Here is an 18,750-nt window from a genome sequence, read left to right as displayed (position 1 = left end):
TAGTATCCGTCTGTGTCCTATTCTATATATAGGTAGTCGTAGTGCACTACGGGTTTCTTTCCATGTTTTCCCATTGTTTCCCGTGCCTGGCTGGAGTCACAGTTGGCTTTTCCCACACCGATGGGTTTACCGCCGAAGTCGATAATCCGTACGATGTCGTCCTTCTCGAACTCGCCTATAACGTCAGTGATGCCTACCGGTAGGATGCTTACTGCTTTGTCCGAGAAGAGCAGTTCGGTGGCACAATGATTGATGTGCAGTTCGCCTTTGGCAAACCCTTCGCTGTGCGCAATCCATTTCTTGATGCTCGATACCGGTTCCGGAGACGGAATGAAACGGGTATAGTTTAATTCTTCATTATTCATTATTTTCACAAGGATGTTGTCCCGCTTCCCGTTGGCTATGATTACTGTGATGCCCTCATCCGCCACTTTGCGGGCAATGTTGGTTTTTGTCAGCATGCCGCCGCGTCCGAAGCTGGACTTGGAAGTTTGTATGTAGGAGGAGAGGTCTTTGCCTTGTTCTATTTCACGGATGACTTGAGACTCCGGGTCGGCGGGTGAACCGTTGTAGATACCGTCTATATTGCTGAGAATGATTAGTGCCTGGGCATCCATCATGGAGGCTATCAGGCCGGACAGCTCATCGTTGTCGGTGAACATCAGTTCGCTCACGGAGATGGTGTCGTTCTCATTGACAATAGGAATGACGCCGTTCTCCAGCATTACGGTCATACAGTTTTTCTGGTTGAGGTAATGGCGGCGGGTGGAAAAGTTCTCTTTCATTGTGAGCACTTGTCCCACGGGGATGCCATGCTCCCGGAACAGCTCGTAGTAGCGGTTGATGAGTTTGGCCTGCCCTACAGCGGAAAAGAGCTGGCGCTGGTCTACGCTGTCCAACTTCTTGGTGGGGCGCACTTCACTACGTCCCGAAGCAACGGCTCCGGAAGAAACAAGTATTATTTCTATGCCGGCCTTGTGCAGCTCGGCTATCTGGTCCACCAAAGCGGACATGCGGGTGACGTCGAGAGTGCCGTCACGACGTGTTAAAACATTGCTGCCTACCTTGACAGCAATTCTATTGAAATCAATCTCCATTTTCTCTCTTTTCGTATTCACGGACTACTTCCATGGCGGCTTCGTAGTCCTTCTCATTGACGAGAACGGAAACATCTACCGCAGTGGCAGGCAGTACAACGTTTACTACCATTCCGTCTTTTGTTACAGCTTCAATATCACTATTTCCCAGCAGGCTCTTTACGAGTTCTGCTTCCCACGGTGAACCGGTGAACACCTCAACGAGTTTGCTTTTGTCTTCTTCTTTCATGATGGTATGAATTTAGAGGTTTCTGTCTTACAAATATAACAAATGTTTTTGTTTTAATGTTTAATGCTGACGAATTTATAGTTCAATCCTCTCAACTCTTATCGATTCATTCAGGAAAGTAGAAGCCGATTCTGTGAATTTCTCCTCCGATTCCGTGGTGCGGTAGACGCATCTTCCACCTTTGGTACATTTTTTGTCCATTTCCGGATGGCGGTGAAGATAGTCTTTCAGGCTGTCTGCTACCAGTTCCCCCTGGGTGACGGTCGTGATGCCGTCGGGCATGTATTGCTGTATCTTGGGCAGCAGCAACGGGAAGTGCGTGCAGCCCAGAATGACGGTGTCTATCTGCGTGTCTTTGGCCAGCAGGTTGCCGATGTTTTTGCGTATGAAGTAGTCAGTACCCTCACCTTGTGCCTCATTGTTTTCTACGAGGGATACCCATAGAGGGCAGGCTTCACCGCTCACTTTGATGTCGGGGAAGAGTTTATGCACTTCCAGCGGATAGGATTCAGACTTGATGGTTCCTGCCGTGGCAAGCACTCCCACATGGCGGCTTTGGGTTATGTTCCCTATGCATTCTACGGTTGGGCGGATTACTCCCAACACACGGCGCATAGGGTCGAGGCGAGGCAAATCATTCATTTGTATGTTGCGCAGAGCTTTTGCCGAAGCTGTATTGCATGCCAGAATGACGAGGTGACAACCCATCTCGAACAGTTTGGTGACTGCCTGCAAGGTGAACTCATAGACAATCTCGAACGAACGGGTTCCGTAAGGCGCGCGCGCGTTGTCGCCCAGATAAATGTAATCATATTGGGGAAGGGCTTCCCGTATCTTGCTCAGGATGGTCAGTCCGCCATATCCGGAATCGAATATTCCGATGGGACCGGCTGCAGAAGGTAATGTCTGTTTCATGCGTTCTAAAGGCTATGTACCATGCAAAGATAATTCAAATTTCTCAGTAATGTATAAAAAATAAGCGCGGATAAAACTATCCGCGCTTGCTTTATCATAAATAATTCTATTATTTAATGCCCAATTGTGTTTTAACTTTGGCAGTTACATCAACGCTCTGTGCTCCTACGAATGGTATCGGGGTACGGGCCAAGTCGAAAATGTAGACAACACCTTCAGTTTTGCCGACAGCTTGGATAGCTTCGTCCAGTTTCTTATAGATAGGAGCCATAGCATCCTGCTGTGCTTTCTGCATACTTTGATAAGCTTCTTGTTGGAATTGTTCTTGGCGTTGGGCCATATCGTTTAATTCTTTCTGGCGTCTTTCAGCGATGTTTTTGGGCAAAGAATCTTGTTGAACAAGATATTCCTGATACTTCTTTTGGAATTCTTCGTTAGTGCGCTGCATTTCATCCTGATATTTCTTAGACATAGCATCAAGGTCAGCTTGAGCTTTGGTAAATTCAGGCATAACAGTGATTACTTCCTGAGAATTCATGTGAGCGAATTTAGCTTGCGCCATAGCTCCCAGCGGGAGGGCGAACATAACTACGAGTAGTGCGATTTTTTTAAGCATAATGTTTATTATTTATTTGAATGATTATTCGTCGGGGACAAATATAGCGCAAACTGAACGCAATACAAAATAAGCTCGCTTATTTTTAATCCAGAATGCAGTCTATATTCTGAAACAAATGTATGAAATTAATTTGAATATCCCAGTTTTGCAAGTACCTCATTGCTGACGTCAATACTCGGTGAGGCAAAAATGATACTTGATGCGGAAGCGCGGTCTACAACTGCTGCATATCCGTTTTGTGTAGCAATTTCCTTTACAGCATTGTATATTTCGTCTTGAATGGGTTGCATCAGACTTTCACGTTTTTTATACAGTTCGCCTTCCGGACCGAAGTATTTGCGGCGCAGTTCGGCTGCTGATTTCTCTTTAGCGACAATCTCTTCTTCCTTTTTACCTCTCTGTGTTTCAGAAAGGGAAGCAATCTGAGACTGATAGTTCTTGTACAGAGTCTTGGCTTCTTCGGAAATCTTTTCGACCTCACTCTGCCATTGTCTGGAGGATTGCTCCAGTTGTTCATTGGCACGTTCGTAAGCAGGAATATTTTCCAGGATATATTCCATGTCAATCAAGGCGAACTTCTGTGCACCGGCTGTTATGCTTACTGCAAACAGCGTAAAAAGGATCAATAAACTCTTCTTCATAACGATACTGCATTAATTGTCAATTATCAATTGTCCATTGCTTAGAATTCCTGTCCCAGGATGAAGTGGAACTGGCTACCGCCATATTGCGAGGAACCCATTATTTTGTCGAAACCGTAAGCCCAGTCGATACCCATCATACCGATCATCGGGAGGAAGATGCGGACACCGACACCGGCTGAACGCTTCAATTCGAATGGGTTGAACTTATTGACATCATGCCATGCATTACCGGCTTCCACAAACGTTAACGCATAAATACTGGTACTTGTTTCGAGCATCAAAGGATATCTTAATTCCAGTCCGAGACGTGTATAGGCATAACCTTCAGAGCCGTATGGAGTCAATGAGCTGTTCTCATAACCACGGAGGGCGATGCTTTCTGTAGCATAGCTGGAGTAGCCGGTCATACCGTCACCACCCACGTCAAACGTTTCGAACGGAGACTTCTTGTATTTGTTGTAATGTCCCAGCAAACCGAATTCTACACGTCCCATCAATACCGGAGTACGTTTGACGGTAATCGGGTCCATCAACGGGATATAGATTTTGGATTTGAATTTCCACTTGTGGTATTCAATCCACTTGTGCATCTTGTTCATGTCTTCCTGGTTGCTGGTGCTGTACTTGCTGTAATCGGTACCGTCGAACAGAGAGAAAGGCGGTGTGATTTGTGCAGACAACGAGAACTCGGAACCTTGGCGCGGATAAATCGGGTTGTCGATAGAGCTACGGGACAAGGTCAGGTTGAGGCTGAGGTTATTACACTTACCGTTGGTAACCGGGAAGTACTGCCAGTCACTCAGAACATAGCGTTGGTAAGACAACTCGGCTGTGAACTGGAAGTAGTCATCCGGCCACTTCAAACGCTTACCGAACATCACTGCAAGACCATACATCTGGATAGATTTGTCCGGGTCGTAATAATTCTCGTAGTTGTTGTAATTGCCGTAGTTGTACATACCGTAGCCATACATACCGCTATAATAGCTGTTGTAATAGCTGTTCATGTAGGCTGAATTGTAATAACGGCTACTGATGTCGGTCTGGCGGGAATAGAAAGCCGATACGGAGAATGCATTCGGGCGTTTACCGCCAAACCACGGGTCGTAGAATGAAACGCTGTATGACTGATAGTATTTGGCATTGGTCTGGCCGCTGATGGTCAATGTCTGACCATCGCCTTGCGGGAGGATACCGCGGTAGTTCTCACCCGGATGCAGCAGGTTGGACAGAGAGAAGTTGGTGAACTTCAGACTTAACTTACCGATAATACCCGTTTGTCCCCAACCGGCGGAGAACTCTACCTGGTCGTTGGCTTTGGATACAAGGTCATAACCGATGTCTACCGTGCCGTCTTCCGGTCTCGGCTGGATGTCGGGCTGGATTTGTTCGGGGTCGAAGTGTCCCATCTGCTGGATTTCACGCATGGAACGCATCAGGTCTTCACGGCTGAAGAGTTCGCCCGGACGGGTACGGAGTTCACGGCGTACTACGTTTTCATACAAACGGTCGTTACCGTTGATGCTGACTTTATTGATGGTAGCCTGGCGGCCTTCGTAGATACGCATTTCCAAGTCGATGGAGTCGCCCACGATGTTTACTTCCACCGGTTCGAGGCTGTAGAACAGATAACCGTTGTTGTAGTAGAGGTTGCCGATGGCATCGTCATCGGTCATTGTACGTTCTTCAAGTAACTTTTGGTTGTAGACGTCACCCTTCTTCATCTGGAGGAGGAAGTTCAGTTGTTCGGAAGGATACAGTGTGTTACCTACCCAGGTTACATTGCGGAGGTAGTATTTCTGCCCTTCATCAATTTGCATAAAGATGTCTACAGTACGGTCATCGTAGGGCTTGATACTGTCTGTCACGATGATGGCGTCACGATAACCCAGTTCGTTGTATTTGTCGATAATCAGCTGTTTGTCCGCTTCGTAGTTGTCCTCAATGAATTTCTTGGTGCGGAACAGATTGAGCAGCTTGCCCTTTTCGTTTGTTTTCTTCATCACACGCTTCAGCTTCTTGGTCGTGAGGGCCTCGTTGCCTACAATGGTGATTTGATGTACTTTCACTTTCTCCTTCTTGTCGATGTCGATGTTGACAATCACTTCATTCTTCTTTTCCGGATCATCACGTTGGGTGATGATTACATCTGCATTCTTGAAGCCCTTGTCGTCAAAATAGCGCTTTATCAAGGTCTTGGCGCGGTCCACCAGATTAGGTGTAATCTGACCGCCCTTTATCATGCCGATTCTGCTTTCCAGGTCTTCACGCTCTGACTTCTTCACACCGTTGTAGCGTATGTCGGAAACACGCGGACGCATGGTCAGATGAATGGTCAGCCAAATTTGGTCGCCTTCAATCTTGTCTGCTGTAATTTCCACGTCAGAGAACAGACCGTGGCGCCAGTAGCGCTTACAAGCTTGTGTAATCTCGTCACCCGGCACGGTGATAGTCTGCCCTTTGGATAGTCCGGACAATCCGACAATTACATAATCCTCATAGTTCTGGGCTCCTTCGACCTTAATGTCGGCTATTTCATACTTCTTGGGTGTTCCCGAATAGAGTATAACCGGCTTTTCGGTTTCATCGGTGTTGTTTACGTCCTGTGCTGCTGTTGTCAGTGCGCAGCCGAAAAGGCAGACAAACGTTACGAGTATGGAGAAAATACGATAGTGCATCTTTTTATTTACTATTTTACAATTTACTATTTACTATTTGTGTGTCCGGTGATTAATTGATTTGCTCGCTGGTCTTGCCGAACCTGCGTTCGCGTTTCTGATAGTCACATATGGCTTTGCGTAGTTCTTCTTCACGGAAGTCGGGCCAATAGGTATCACAGAAATAAAGTTCCGAATAGGCGCATTGCCAGAGCATGTAGTTACTAAGGCGGAGCTCTCCTCCGGTACGTATCAGCAGGTCGGGGTCGGGCATGAAGTGGGTTGTCAGATGATGGGATATGAGCTCACTGTCGATTTGTTCGGGTTTCAGCTCACCTTTCTGTACCAGGTCGGCTATTTGCCGGGCAGCTTCCGTTATTTCCCAGCGGGAAGAGTAGCTCAATGCCAGTATCAGGCACATTCCCGTGTTGTGGGAGGTGTGTGCCACGCAAGTGTTGAGCCGTTGCTGTACGTTGGCAGGCAGTTTTTCAATATCTCCTATTACCCGGAAACTGATATTGTTCTTCATGAACGTCTCTTCCTCTATGGAGTCGAAGAGCAATCCCATCAAGGCGGCTACCTCGTCCGACGGACGATTCCAGTTCTCGGTAGAGAACGTATATAAAGTAAGGTATCTGACTCCTAATTTAGCGGCTTCCTCTGCAATGACGTGCACAGTCTCTGCGCCGGCCTGATGTCCATAGCTGCGTTCGTGTCCACGCTGCTTGGCCCACCGTCCGTTACCGTCCATGATAATCGCCACGTGCTGGGGTATCCGGTTTAGATCGATTTCTTCCTTATATGACATCATTATTATTGTATTTCGAAGCCCAATCTGTTAAGACGTCCGCGCCATACCTCATTCTTGGTGCCGTTGCCGCCGAATATCACCCAAATGAAGTCCCGTTTGTCTGCCGGGTCCACAGTTTTGTCTTTCGTCGGTTCCACTATAATGGAGTACGCGCCTTTCCCTTTGAATTCCTGGGGTAGCAGGAATTTGGTTTCTGTCTTGCTCCACGCAATGCCTGTGATGGAGTTGTAGATGGCGTCAAGTTCTCCTCCAAAGCAATAGAACATGTCGCCATAGTACATAATGGCAGGGTTGACCATGCCGGGACAAGATGTGTCGTACACCGTGTTAGCCAGGCTTGCCCAGCCTTTGCCGTCCAATGAGAACCAGGGTATTGTCTCTTGTTCGTTGGCCAGCGGCATTCCTGCCAGAACCACCTTCTCTACACCATTGCCGGTGTTGGTCTGGGTGGTGGATATGTTTTCGGTAGGGAATCCTGCCGGGACTTCCTCAAGGGTAAGGTTGTCAGCCGTGTTTTCCGTTTCCCAATTCTTTCCGTCTTTACAGATGTTGAAATATTGCTTTCCATTGATTTCCACAATACCCGAGAGCCGGTCGGAGAAACCATTGATGAGGACTATGACATTGTCTCCCAATGTAGTGACTTCTGTCCAGGCGCCGCCGTTGGTGGAGCTGAATACTCTCTTGCTTTTTGTAACCATGTAGAGTGCATTGTTATACTCTACGGCAGATGTCAGCTTTACGTCTGAGGGGAGGTTGCTGACATTGACTTTACTCCAGTTGTATTTATCGGGCGCAGTCGATGTCTTGTAAGCGGTAGTGTTGGAAGTGTAGACAAACAACTCGTCTCCAAGTATAACCGCTTTTTGCTGGCCTAAATTGATGGTATTGGAGAATACATTCCCTCTTTTCTGCATGTCTGTCCAGACGAGTGAGTCCGGGTCTTGCAGATGTACATTAACTTTCAGTTTATATTCGCGGACTGTAACACCGTCGGCGGCATGTGCTTTGAACAGCATGCCGGCATCGTTGTTCATGGCGGGTCTCAAATCCACGGAGTCCGACATGACGAATACCGTGTCGGTAGGCGAGCCTGAAGTTATCCAACCGGTAACGGTCATAGTATCAATCAGAATACGGTCAATGATGGTATCTGAACCTACGGGCAATGAATCTCTGTTATAGATGAGTCTATTGAGCTGGTCAATTGTAAATTTGTAATGTTTGCCATGTATGGTATCAATACCAAAAGCATGTATAGTAGCATCGGAGCTGAATTCATAATTGTCGTCAGAGTCAAGGCATGAACTTAGAGCAAATGACACAATAAGAAAACTCACAATTACTGATAGAAACTTTATTCTCATTTTGAAAGTTAGTGTTTATTTACAAGTTGCAAAAATAGGAACATTTTTTTCTATAAACAGCTTTACGAGGAAGTTTTATATAAAATTATAGATAATATCCCCCTTTTTCTCGATAAAAAAGCCCTGAAATGAGGCTATTGACTGTTTCTTGAGGCAGTATAATGGCGAAAACTCCTGCCGAAAGAATACTCTGTTGCAAATGGATATCCGTCACTGATTTCGGGTGCTTTGACGCCGGAATGAAGAAGGTGCGGAGCTTCTTCCACAAAGATTTCGTCCCACAATCCGGCATCAATGAAGGATTGGAGCGTTTGGCTGCCACCCTCTACCAAAAGGGATTGTAATCCGCGTGTATACAGCATTTCCATGATTTCGGGGAGTATATTCTGCCGGTAGTCGCTGACTGGCAGATATTCTACATTCGGTAGCGGAGCGTGCGGGATTTCTGTAAAAACGAGGGTCGGCACGCTACCGTCAAATAGGTGAAGGCTGGGGGATAGCTTTTGTTGCCGGTCCAGCACGATACGTACCGGTGAACGACCATACCAATGGCGGACATTCAGGCCGGGATTGTCCAGTTCAGCCGTACGGGTACCTACTAATATGGCACTGTGCTCTGCCCGTTTCTTGTGTACCAGCATCGAAGTCAGCGGGCTGGAGAGGATAACCGGTTTACCGTCCGTGCGGGAGTAATCGATATATCTGTCAGAAGATTCCGCCCATTTTAGGGTGATGTAGGGGCGTCGCAAAGTATGGAAAGTGATGAACCTGCGGATGAGCTGCCGACATTCTGTTTCCAGCACTCCGACAATAACTTCACGTCCGGCATCCTTCAGTTTCTGTATGCCTCGGCCCGCAACCTTAGAAAAAGGGTCCCGGCACCCGATGACGATGCGTGGAATCTGCTTCTCGATGATGAGGTCTGCACAAGGAGGAGTTTTGCCATAGTGCGAACACGGTTCCAGGCTGACATAGATGGTGGAACGTTTCAGCAGGGACGTGTCTTTCACGGAACGGATGGCGTTGACCTCGGCGTGGGCTTCTCCACAGCGCACATGGTATCCCTCGCCTATGATTTTCCCGTCACATACTATTACCGCTCCCACCATCGGGTTGGGTGCTGTATTGCAAAGTCCGTTTTGTGCCAGTTGGATGCATCGCAGCATATATTTCTCTTCTTCTGAATTCATATCCTTGCTTGTCTTTTGGTTGAATAATCAAAATTAATGATTACTTTTGCAGCCCGAATAAAACCGGACTCCGAATGAATGTAACCGTTTCACATATCCGCAGTGCTTTGCAGGAGTGCTATCCTCCCCGGGAGGCAGCCAATCTTTCCCGTATTGTCTGCTGTGAAATGTTAGGTCAGGGTAATATTGACTATTACCTGGGCAAAGATATGATTTTATCTCCAAAGGATGAAAAGGAATTGGAAAGCATTCTTTTCCGTCTGTGCAATTTTGAGCCCATACAGTATGTGCAGGGTACTGCCCGTTTCCTGGGACGTACTTTTCGGGTGGCTCCGGGGGTGCTTATTCCCCGTCCCGAAACGGAAGAACTGGTGGAGAGGATGCTGGAGGAAGTCGCTCCGGCTTCCCGTATTCTCGACATTGGCACTGGAAGCGGGTGTATTGCTGTCACTTTGTCTAAGGAGTTGCCGGAGGCGGAAGTAACAGCTTGGGACATTTCCGGAGAAGCTCTTGCCATAGCCGGCGACAATAACCACCTTTTGCAGGCCTCCGTGCTATTTGTACAGCGTGATGTCCTGACGTATCAACCGGTTGAGGGTGAATGTTTTGATGTAATCGTCAGTAATCCGCCTTATGTTACGGAAACAGAAAAGAAGGACATGGAGCCAAACGTCTTGAACTGGGAACCCTCACGGGCTTTGTTTGTTCCAGATAGCGACCCGCTCCGTTTCTATCGGCGTATAGGTGAACTGGGACGGAGCATGCTGACGGCCGGCGGCCGACTCTATTTTGAAATCAACCGGGCATTTGGAGAGGCTGTCGCTTCGATGCTTCGCAAGCAAGGCTATACGAATGTCCGTATCCGAAAAGATATTTCCGGCAACGACCGGTACGTAATTGCAGAACGATGATAGAAATAACTGAAACTGAAGCTTTGAACAGAGTGGCGACATATTGCTCCACTGCCGAGCATTGCCGGGCGGAGATTGCGGAGAAACTGCAACGCTGGGGCATTGCCTATGATGCCATAGACCGTATCATCAATCGTCTGGAACAAGAGAAGTACATTGATGAAGAGCGCTTCTGCCGTGCTTTCATCAACGACAAATACCGTTTTGCCAAATGGGGCAAGATGAAGATAGGGCAGGCGCTCCAGTTGAAAAAGATATCTTCATCTGTCTATTGGCCCTATTTGAACGAGATTGATGAGGAGGAATACCACGCCGTCTTGCAGAAACTGCTGGCGGCAAAGCGTAAAAGCGTCCGTGCCGAAAGTGAGTATGAGTTGAATGGCAAACTGGTGCGTTTTGCCTTGAGCAGGGGGTTCGAAATGAAGGATATATGTCGTTGCATAGAGGTTTCTGAGGAAAATGACTACTCCGAATGAAAATTATCGGCTTTCTCTTTTTTATTCTCATTCTGTTTCCGTATTTTTGTGCCATATTTATCATATATAGATTAGTTTTGCTATGAAAACTTTAGAAAGATTGTTTGCAGAGAAGTTGCTGAAGATAAAAGCGATTAAACTACAACCGGCTAACCCGTTCACTTGGGCATCCGGATGGAAGTCTCCGTTTTATTGTGATAACCGCAAAACCCTTTCTTATCCTTCTCTCCGTAATTTCGTAAAGATTGAAATTACGCGTCTGATTTTGGAACGTTTCGGACAGGTGGATGCCATTGCCGGTGTGGCAACGGGAGCTATCCCGCAAGGTGCCTTGGTGGCCGATGCATTGAACTTGCCGTTTGTATATGTACGCTCCACTCCGAAAGACCATGGACTGGAGAATTTGATTGAAGGTGAACTTCGTCCCGGTATGAAGGTGGTAGTCGTGGAAGATTTGATTTCTACGGGTGGAAGCAGCTTAAAGGCTGTAGAAGCTATCCGCCGTGACGGATGTGAGGTCATCGGTATGGTGGCTGCCTATACTTATGGTTTCCCGGTTGCCGAAAAGGCTTTCAAGGATGCCAAGGTGCCTTTGGTGACGCTGACCAATTACGAGGCTGTGATGGAAGTGGCACTGCGTACGGGCTATATCGAGGAAGAAGATGTGGAGACTCTGAATGAATGGCGTAAAGACCCTGCACATTGGGAATCTGGTAAATAAGAACTTATTTGTAAAAATGTTAATATGGATAAAAGAGCCATTCGGATAGATTCTGTCCGGATAGTTCTTTTTTCTTTTTGAATACGATTGATTATGACGAAATTTGAGAGTGGAGTGAAAGTTGTACCGGCTTCACAAGAAGCTGTTTATGAAAAGCTTTCCGACCTGAGCAATCTAGAGAAGGTGAAAGACCGTTTGCCTGAAGACAAAGTGAAGAACTTGAGTTTTGATGCGGAGAGCATGACGATAGAGGTGGCTCCCGTAGGAAAGATTACGTTGCAGATTGTGGAGAAGGAACCTTGCAAGTGTATCAAGTTTGCAACAACCACTTCACCGCTGCCCTTCAATCTGTGGATACAGATTGTACCCGTCACCGAAACCGAATGTAAAATGAAACTGACCATCGGCATGGATATAAATCCGTTTATGAAGACCATGGTGCAGAAACCCTTGCAGGAAGGATTGGAGAAGATGGCAGATATGTTGGCGATGATACAATATTAATCACTAACCATTAATCATTAGAAACAACGTGGCTCAGAAACTTTGGGAAAAATCCGTTCAGGTAAATAAGGATATCGAACGCTTCACGGTAGGCCGTGACCGTGAAATGGACCTTTATTTGGCAAAGCACGATGTGCTGGGTTCCATGGCGCACATCACGATGCTCGAAAGCATTGGCTTGTTGACGAAGGAAGAACTGCGGCAATTGCTGGCCGAATTGAAGGAAATCTATGCGATGGCCGAGCGTGGAGAATTTGTGATAGAAGAGGGAGTGGAAGACGTTCACTCACAAGTGGAACTTATGCTGACGCGCAACTTGGGTGATATAGGTAAGAAAATACACAGCGGACGTTCGCGCAACGACCAGGTGTTGCTCGATTTGAAGCTCTTTACCCGTACAGAGATAAAGGAAGTGGCGGAAGCTGTGGAACAATTGTTCCATGTGCTGGTTATGCAGAGCGAACGCTACAAGGATGTACTGATGCCGGGTTATACACACTTGCAGATAGCTATGCCGTCTTCTTTCGGACTTTGGTTTGGCGCATACGCCGAGAGCCTGGTGGACGATATGATGTTCCTTCAGGCTGCTTTCAAGATGTGCAACCGCAATCCTTTGGGTTCTGCTGCGGGATACGGTTCCTCGTTCCCGCTGAATCGTACGATGACTACCCACCTTTTGGGATTTGATTCCCTCAACTACAACGTAGTGTATGCCCAGATGGGGCGTGGCAAGATGGAGCGTAATGTAGCTTTCGCCCTTGCCAGTGTGGCCGGAACCATATCGAAATTGGCTTTTGACGCATGTATGTTCAACAGTCAGAACTTCGGTTTTGTGAAGCTGCCGGACGATTGCACTACCGGCTCCAGCATCATGCCTCACAAGAAGAACCCGGACGTCTTTGAACTGACGCGTGCCAAGTGCAACAAACTGCAATCCCTTCCCCAGCAGATTATGATGATAGCCAACAATCTTCCTTCCGGCTATTTCCGTGACTTGCAGATTATCAAAGAGGTCTTCCTGCCTGCTTTTCAGGAACTGAAAGACTGTCTGCAGATGACGACTTACATTATGAACGAAATCAAGGTGAACGAACATATTCTTGATGATGACAAGTATCTGCTTATTTTCAGTGTGGAGGAAGTCAACCGCTTGGCACGTGAAGGGATGCCTTTCCGCGATGCCTACAAGAAGGTGGGACTGGATATTGAAGCCGGAAACTTCTCGCACAGCAAAGAGGTGCATCATACCCATGAAGGCAGTATCGGAAACCTTTGCAACGATGAAGTCTCTGCCCTGATGCAGAAAGTGGTAGATGGTTTCAATTTTGAGACCATGCAAGCTGCAGAGAAAGAGTTGCTGGGCAGGTAAAAGGTTCTGCGGGTTCAAGTCCCGCTTCGAGTACTGTACTTTTATAAAAAAAAATTTGGCAGAAACGGGAAAACTGTTTATCTTTGCACCCGTTCTCCAAATGCGGAAATAGCTCAGTTGGTAGAGCATAACCTTGCCAAGGTTAGGGTCGCGAGTTCGAGTCTCGTTTTCCGCTCTCCTTTCCCTTTTTTAGGATGCTCGAATGGTGGAATGGTAGACACGAAGGACTTAAAATCCTTTGGCCATTGCGGCTGTGCGGGTTCAAGTCCCGCTTCGAGTACTCGATTAAGCTCTGTGAATCATTGATTTGCAGAGCTTTTTCTTTATAAGCTCTTGATATGAAAGACCGTTTCCCTATAGCGAACAAAGTGTTTCCCTTAATAGAACAAGTTGTTTCATTATGGCGAACACTTTGTTTCAAGGCGTAAAACATTTCGTTTCATCATATGAAAACAAACTGTTTTTCCTTATTGGAACAAACTGTTTCTCTATACTTGAACAAAGTGTTCATCGCTGTGAACTAACAAACTAACTATAATACTATAGTAGATGATATGCGCGTGGCACTTACTAATATGTGCTTGCAGATGAAATAAAAGAATCTATATAAATAGCCTCCTCTTTATTGTTCAGAACAGCTTGGGGCGTTTGTTATTGAACCGATAGCCGATACCCAACATCAGATAATTGGGCTCATGAAATTCCCGGAGGTTATATCCTATATGGAGATACGAATTGCGTGTTACGTCTATTTTCAGGGCAAGAATCTGATAGAAAGACTTCATGTCACCGCCGCCGTGCAGAACATTGGCTCCCAGACCGATACCTACCGTGAAGTAAGGCATGACAAATTCTCCGCGGGCGGATAAGCCCAATGCCATCTGCTTCTTGGCGGGCGGAGTATAGAAGCCGTTCTCTTCCTCGTACGATTCTTTCATGTTCGCACTGTGGTCGTATACGCCGTCCAACGCCACACCGGCGCGGAATTTATAGCCGAAGTTGTACATGGGTGCAAAGCTGAAACCGAACACGTTGTAAGTGCCGGGTGCGGGTACCTGGCCACTACTGCCCTCATGGGCCACTGCTTTCTTTCGCCAGGAGCCGAACAAAGTCAAGTCGTAGCTGACGTGGCGGGGGAATGGAGGAACAATAGGGCGTTGCCATGATTGGGCGAGTTCATCCGCTCTGCGGTTAAAGTTATATACCAGTCCCACTTTGCAGTCCACCGTGTTCAGACCGGAGTTGGGATATTGGGTGTTTCCGTTGGAAAAGTGGCTTCCGGTAGCTCCTATCATCAAGTCGAACTTGGGGGAGAGTGCCCACTTTAAGTAGAGGTTCACATTGAGATAGGCATTCACTTTCGAGCCGATAATCTGGTTCTCCGGGTTGTCATATTCATCGTAGGGTTTCCAGCCGAACGATGCGCCGAAGTTCCATTCATAGTTCAAGGATATGCGGGGGCTGAATTGGGCGATGCGTCCCCCTTGAAACAGATAGACCGCCAGCGGGTTGCCCAGCTCTTCCGGATTGCCGAAGTTGAAATAGCCGACTCCAATCCCTTGATAGGCTCCTATATAAGCCTGGTCGGCAACGGTGTGGGGACGGAGCTGGAAGGAGTATTTCAGATGGCCGGCATAGGCATTTTTCATGGCCTTGTATTGGTGGTTGGAGTACTCCAGAAAAGGGTTGGTCTGAAAAATATAGCCAGCACGCCCTTCTACGCCTAATCTGTGGATGAAGCGCTGTGAGAAAGGGAGTGTATCCCGTTTGTATTCCGAATGACTATCGGATGTCCATTGTTGGGCGTATATTGTATCAGACAAGAAAAGTACCGCTCCTAAGAAAGCCAGTATTTTCCATATCTGCATTCTATTTTTCATATGCCGTGTCGGTCTTTCTTGTTTATAAATGTTCCAAGTGAAGTTTAATTTCGTGCAAATATAGTTTTTTTATCCTTTTGACATTCACAATGAGACAACTATTTGTAAAAAGAGGGGGTAAAACTGAAATCGTCAATAAAATGGCCGACTTCGGTTTTACCCCCTCCTTATTCATTCACCCGGATGCTGTCTTATGATTCGGATGCTGGGTGGCGAGCATTATTTCTGGTCGTTCTCCCGGATTTCCACACGGCGGATTTTCCCGCTGATGGTTTTGGGGAGTTCATCAACAAATTCGATGACACGCGGGTATTTGTAGGGAGCCGTCACTTTCTTCACATGGTTCTGCAACTCCTTGACAAGCTCTTCTCCGTCGCGTGCCTTGTACTCTTTTGCCAACACAATCGTAGCTTTTACCACTTGGCCGCGGATTTCATCGGGCACACCGGTAATGGCACATTCTACTACGGCTGGGTGGGTCATCAATGCACTTTCCACTTCGAACGGGCCGATGCGGTAGCCGCTACTTTTGATGACGTCGTCGGCGCGGCCCACGAACCAGAGGTAGCCGTCTTCGTCCTTCCAGGCTACATCTCCCGTGTAGTAAATGCCGTTGTTCCATGCCTCGTGGGTGCGGTTGGCATCACGGTAGTATTCCTTGAACAATCCCAGCGGTTTACCTTTGTCGGTACGGATTACAATCTGTCCCTGTTCACCGGCTTCCACGGAACGTCCTTCGTGGTCTATCAGGTCTACATCGTATTGCGGATTGGGCAATCCCATGCTGCCGGGTTTCGGTTCCATCCACGGCATGGTGGCAACGGTAAGGGTCGTTTCGGTCTGTCCGAAGCCCTCCATCAGCTTGATGCCCGTTAACTTCTTGAAGGTCTCGAATACAGCGGGGTTCAATGCTTCTCCGGCGATGGTGCAGTATTCCAGACTGGATAGGTCGTACTTCGTGAGGTCTTCGTGAATGAGGAATCGGAAGATGGTGGGCGGTGCACAAAGCGACGTGACGTGATAATCTTGTATCTTCTCCAGTATGGCTGCGGGAGTGAATTTCTCGTGGTCGTATACAAATACGTTGGCGCCGGCAATCCATTGTCCGTAGAGCTTGCCCCACACGGCTTTTCCCCAACCGGTGTCGGCAATGGTGAGGTGTAGGCTGCTCTCTTTCAGGTTGTGCCAGAAGCTGCCGGTGACGATATGTCCCAACGGATAGGTGAAGTCGTGGGCCACCATTTTGGGCTCTCCGGTAGTACCGCTGGTGAAGTACATCAGGGAGATGTCATCGTTCGTGTTCGGATGTTCCGGTTTCACGAAAGGAGCGGCGACCTCGATACCTTTGTGGAAGTCTTCGAATCCTTCGGGAGCTTCCGGCCCGACGCTTACGAGGCGTTTCACAGAAGGAGACTCTGGCATAGCTGCCGTGATATGGTCGGTGATGACGCTTTCGCCGGCACAGACTATCATTTTAATGTCTGCGGCGTTGCAGCGGTATACGATGTCTTTCTTCGTCAGCAGGTGGGTGGCGGGAATCACCACTGCACCGAGTTTGTGCAGTGCCACAATGCTGAACCAGAATTCATAACGGCGTTTCAGTATCAGCATCACCATGTCTCCGTGCCCGATGCCGAGGCTTTGGAAATAGGAAGCCGTCATGTCTGTGTACCGTTTCATGTCGGCAAAGGTAAACTGCCGGCATTCGCCCTGGTCATTGGTCCACAACAGTGCGGGTTTGTCGGGCTGCTCGGCTGCCCAGGCATCCACTACGTCATAGCCGAAGTTGAAATTCTCCGGTACGTTTATCTTCAGGTTCTTGATGAAGTCCTCCTGTGAGGTGAAGGATGTTTGAGATAAAAATCTTTCTACCATAACTTTATTACATGATTACTGCCAGGAATTTTACTGTCTTTCCGTCAAGCGCCTTCATGCCGTGCGGCAGTTTGGAGTTGAAGTACAGACTGTCTCCTTCATTTAAGATTAAGTCTTTGCCGTCGATGCTGACCATCATACGGCCTTCCAGTACGAGGTTGAACTCCTGACCGGCATGGCTGTTGTAATGTATCGGCTCGCTGTCCGGTTTCGGTTCTACGGTCACGATGAACGGGTCTGCCGTGCGGTTGATGAAACCGGCTGCCAGTGATTGGTATTTATATGCCTTGGTACGTTCTATACTGGTTCCTTTTCCGGCACGTGTCAGGAAGTAGGAGCTCATTTTGGGCTCTTGCCCAAACATCAGTGCGTCCAGTGATATGCCGTAGTGCCGTGCTATCTTCTGCAGCATGCTGACCGAGATGTCGAATTCTCCGGTTTCGGCCAGGCGGTACTCTTCTGCAGAAATGTCGCAGTCACGGGCGATATCGTCGGCAGTCAGTTCCAATACGTCACGCAGTCCGCGCAGGCGTTCGGCTATTTGTCTGATTTGTTCGTCCATAATTATATTTTTTAATGGGTTGTTATTAAAGTGTGGCAATGTGCCAATAGGCTGCACAATGTTTAATTACACCGTAGCTCATAGGCATATCGGGACATCGTTACATTAGCACATTAAATATCATTTACTCGCTTTGATGGCTTTAATCACAGTGGAGGTGAATCCTTCATGTTCCAGCTCGTTGATTCCCTTGATGGTAATTCCTCCGGGGGTACACACCTTGTCAATCTCAACACTGGGGTGCGTGTCGTTGTTCAGAATCAGCTCGGCTGCCCCTTTCACGGATTGTGCCACCATGCGCATGCCGTCTTTGGGATAGATACCCATTTCAACGCCGGCCTGCATGGCTGCCTGGATATACTTAAGCACGTAGGCGATGCCGCAGGAAGTCATGGCAGTGGTTGCCGCAATCTTTTCTTCGAGAATGAGCATGGCGAGTCCCATCTGGTTGAAAATGTCCAGCATCAGTTGCTCCTGCTCCTTGGTGGCATTGCGGCTGGCGATGAGTGTCATGCTTTCCATCTCGCTGATGGCGGTATTGGGAATAAGACGGAACATGGTCATTTCTTTGTCTGCTACATAGTGTGTCAGCTTTTCAAAAGGAATGCCGGCTGCAACGGATATAAGAATCTCTGTGCCTTTTAGTTCCAGTTCCTTTATCACTGGCTCCATCAGCCATGGCTTCACGGCAAAGATTATCATATCTGCACCGGCTGCCGCTTCCTGGTTGTCATTGGTCACTTGCAATGCGGGGAATTCTGCCTTCAGCTTGTCCAGCTTGCCCTGGGTGGGGTTGGAGACAATGATGTTACCGGCAGGGATGATTGTTCCTTTTGCCAGCCCTCGGGCAATGGCTCCCCCCATATTTCCTGCACCGATAATTGCTGCTTTCATATCTTTTTGTTGTTAAAAGAGTTGTTTTG

The 18,750-nt window shown here is 47.7% G+C and carries 18 protein-coding genes and 2 tRNA genes; 7 read left to right on the top strand and 13 right to left on the bottom strand.

Features of this window, described 5'->3' with window-relative positions:
- Positions 1-17 precede the first annotated feature (17 nt).
- From proB to ribD, 9 genes are all read right to left on the bottom strand, one after another.
- Positions 18-1,097 (bottom strand): glutamate 5-kinase, encoded by a 1,080-nt coding sequence (proB, locus tag DW947_RS14940; protein ID WP_035449862.1) that lies wholly within the window; start codon positions 1,095-1,097, stop codon positions 18-20.
- Positions 1,087-1,326 carry a DUF2007-related protein gene (locus DW947_RS14935; RefSeq protein ID WP_005825154.1) on the bottom strand — a complete coding sequence of 80 codons (240 nt, stop codon included), beginning with the start codon at positions 1,324-1,326 and terminating at the stop codon, positions 1,087-1,089. The genes proB and DW947_RS14935 overlap by 11 nt, the downstream gene beginning before the upstream one ends.
- Before the next feature lie 75 nt (positions 1,327-1,401).
- Complete coding sequence (murI, locus tag DW947_RS14930; RefSeq protein ID WP_005825152.1) at positions 1,402-2,241, bottom strand: glutamate racemase; 840 nt, start codon at positions 2,239-2,241, stop codon at positions 1,402-1,404.
- A gap of 109 nt (positions 2,242-2,350) precedes the next feature.
- Entirely contained in the window at positions 2,351-2,857 is a 507-nt protein-coding gene (locus DW947_RS14925) for an OmpH family outer membrane protein (RefSeq protein WP_008662872.1), read from the bottom strand.
- Positions 2,858-2,985: 128 nt separating this feature from the next.
- Positions 2,986-3,501: an OmpH family outer membrane protein gene (locus DW947_RS14920; RefSeq protein WP_035449860.1), complete on the bottom strand. Its 516-nt coding sequence runs from the start codon at positions 3,499-3,501 to the stop codon at positions 2,986-2,988.
- A 41-nt stretch (positions 3,502-3,542) separates the two neighbouring features.
- On the bottom strand, positions 3,543-6,182 hold the full coding sequence (gene bamA, locus DW947_RS14915) for an outer membrane protein assembly factor BamA (protein WP_117703994.1): 2,640 nt from the start codon (positions 6,180-6,182) through the stop codon (positions 3,543-3,545).
- Between the two features lie 52 nt (positions 6,183-6,234).
- Positions 6,235-6,969, bottom strand: a complete 735-nt coding sequence (locus DW947_RS14910; protein WP_117704003.1) for an isoprenyl transferase — start codon at positions 6,967-6,969, stop codon at positions 6,235-6,237.
- Positions 6,970-6,974: 5 nt separating this feature from the next.
- Positions 6,975-8,339 carry a DUF6242 domain-containing protein gene (locus DW947_RS14905; RefSeq protein WP_117703993.1) on the bottom strand — a complete coding sequence of 455 codons (1,365 nt, stop codon included), beginning with the start codon at positions 8,337-8,339 and terminating at the stop codon, positions 6,975-6,977.
- Positions 8,340-8,473: 134 nt separating this feature from the next.
- Positions 8,474-9,529: a bifunctional diaminohydroxyphosphoribosylaminopyrimidine deaminase/5-amino-6-(5-phosphoribosylamino)uracil reductase RibD gene (gene ribD, locus DW947_RS14900; RefSeq protein WP_005834757.1), complete on the bottom strand. Its 1,056-nt coding sequence runs from the start codon at positions 9,527-9,529 to the stop codon at positions 8,474-8,476.
- 74 nt (positions 9,530-9,603) lie between these two features.
- Here ribD and prmC point away from each other — a divergent pair, with 74 nt between their 5' ends.
- From prmC to DW947_RS14865, 7 genes are all read left to right on the top strand, one after another.
- Positions 9,604-10,440, top strand: a complete 837-nt coding sequence (prmC, locus tag DW947_RS14895; RefSeq protein ID WP_117963057.1) for a peptide chain release factor N(5)-glutamine methyltransferase — start codon at positions 9,604-9,606, stop codon at positions 10,438-10,440.
- Positions 10,437-10,916: a regulatory protein RecX gene (locus DW947_RS14890; protein ID WP_117958817.1), complete on the top strand. Its 480-nt coding sequence runs from the start codon at positions 10,437-10,439 to the stop codon at positions 10,914-10,916. Before prmC ends, DW947_RS14890 begins: the two co-directional genes overlap by 4 nt.
- Before the next feature lie 82 nt (positions 10,917-10,998).
- Entirely contained in the window at positions 10,999-11,637 is a 639-nt protein-coding gene (pyrE, locus tag DW947_RS14885; RefSeq protein ID WP_005825142.1) for an orotate phosphoribosyltransferase, read from the top strand.
- A 93-nt stretch (positions 11,638-11,730) separates the two neighbouring features.
- The gene (locus tag DW947_RS14880) at positions 11,731-12,141 is read left to right on the top strand and encodes an SRPBCC family protein (RefSeq protein ID WP_005825141.1); all 411 of its coding nucleotides are present in this window, start codon (positions 11,731-11,733) and stop codon (positions 12,139-12,141) included.
- Positions 12,142-12,169: 28 nt separating this feature from the next.
- On the top strand, positions 12,170-13,510 hold the full coding sequence (gene argH, locus DW947_RS14875; RefSeq protein WP_117963059.1) for an argininosuccinate lyase: 1,341 nt from the start codon (positions 12,170-12,172) through the stop codon (positions 13,508-13,510).
- 102 nt (positions 13,511-13,612) lie between these two features.
- Positions 13,613-13,685 (top strand) — tRNA-Gly (locus DW947_RS14870).
- A gap of 21 nt (positions 13,686-13,706) precedes the next feature.
- A tRNA-Leu gene (locus tag DW947_RS14865) sits at positions 13,707-13,790 on the top strand.
- Between the two features lie 349 nt (positions 13,791-14,139).
- On the opposite strand, the gene DW947_RS14860 is transcribed toward DW947_RS14865, so the two are convergent.
- From DW947_RS14860 to proC, 4 genes are all read right to left on the bottom strand, one after another.
- A complete protein-coding gene (locus DW947_RS14860) occupies positions 14,140-15,390 on the bottom strand; it encodes an acyloxyacyl hydrolase (RefSeq protein ID WP_035457578.1) in 1,251 nt (416 codons plus the stop codon).
- Positions 15,391-15,609: 219 nt separating this feature from the next.
- Positions 15,610-17,265, bottom strand: coding sequence for an AMP-binding protein (locus DW947_RS14855; RefSeq protein WP_119958548.1), 1,656 nt, complete (start codon positions 17,263-17,265; stop codon positions 15,610-15,612).
- 7 nt (positions 17,266-17,272) lie between these two features.
- Entirely contained in the window at positions 17,273-17,827 is a 555-nt protein-coding gene (locus DW947_RS14850; protein WP_016272528.1) for a helix-turn-helix domain-containing protein, read from the bottom strand.
- Positions 17,828-17,947: 120 nt separating this feature from the next.
- The gene (gene proC, locus DW947_RS14845) at positions 17,948-18,721 is read right to left on the bottom strand and encodes a pyrroline-5-carboxylate reductase (protein WP_087332239.1); all 774 of its coding nucleotides are present in this window, start codon (positions 18,719-18,721) and stop codon (positions 17,948-17,950) included.
- Positions 18,722-18,750 lie beyond the last annotated feature (29 nt).

Source organism: Bacteroides sp. AM44-19, assembly GCF_003603395.1.
Lineage (GTDB): Bacteria > Bacteroidota > Bacteroidia > Bacteroidales > Bacteroidaceae > Bacteroides > Bacteroides uniformis.
The sequence above is the reverse complement of the archived record's forward strand: the minus strand, read 5'-3'. Positions and strand labels throughout refer to the sequence as shown.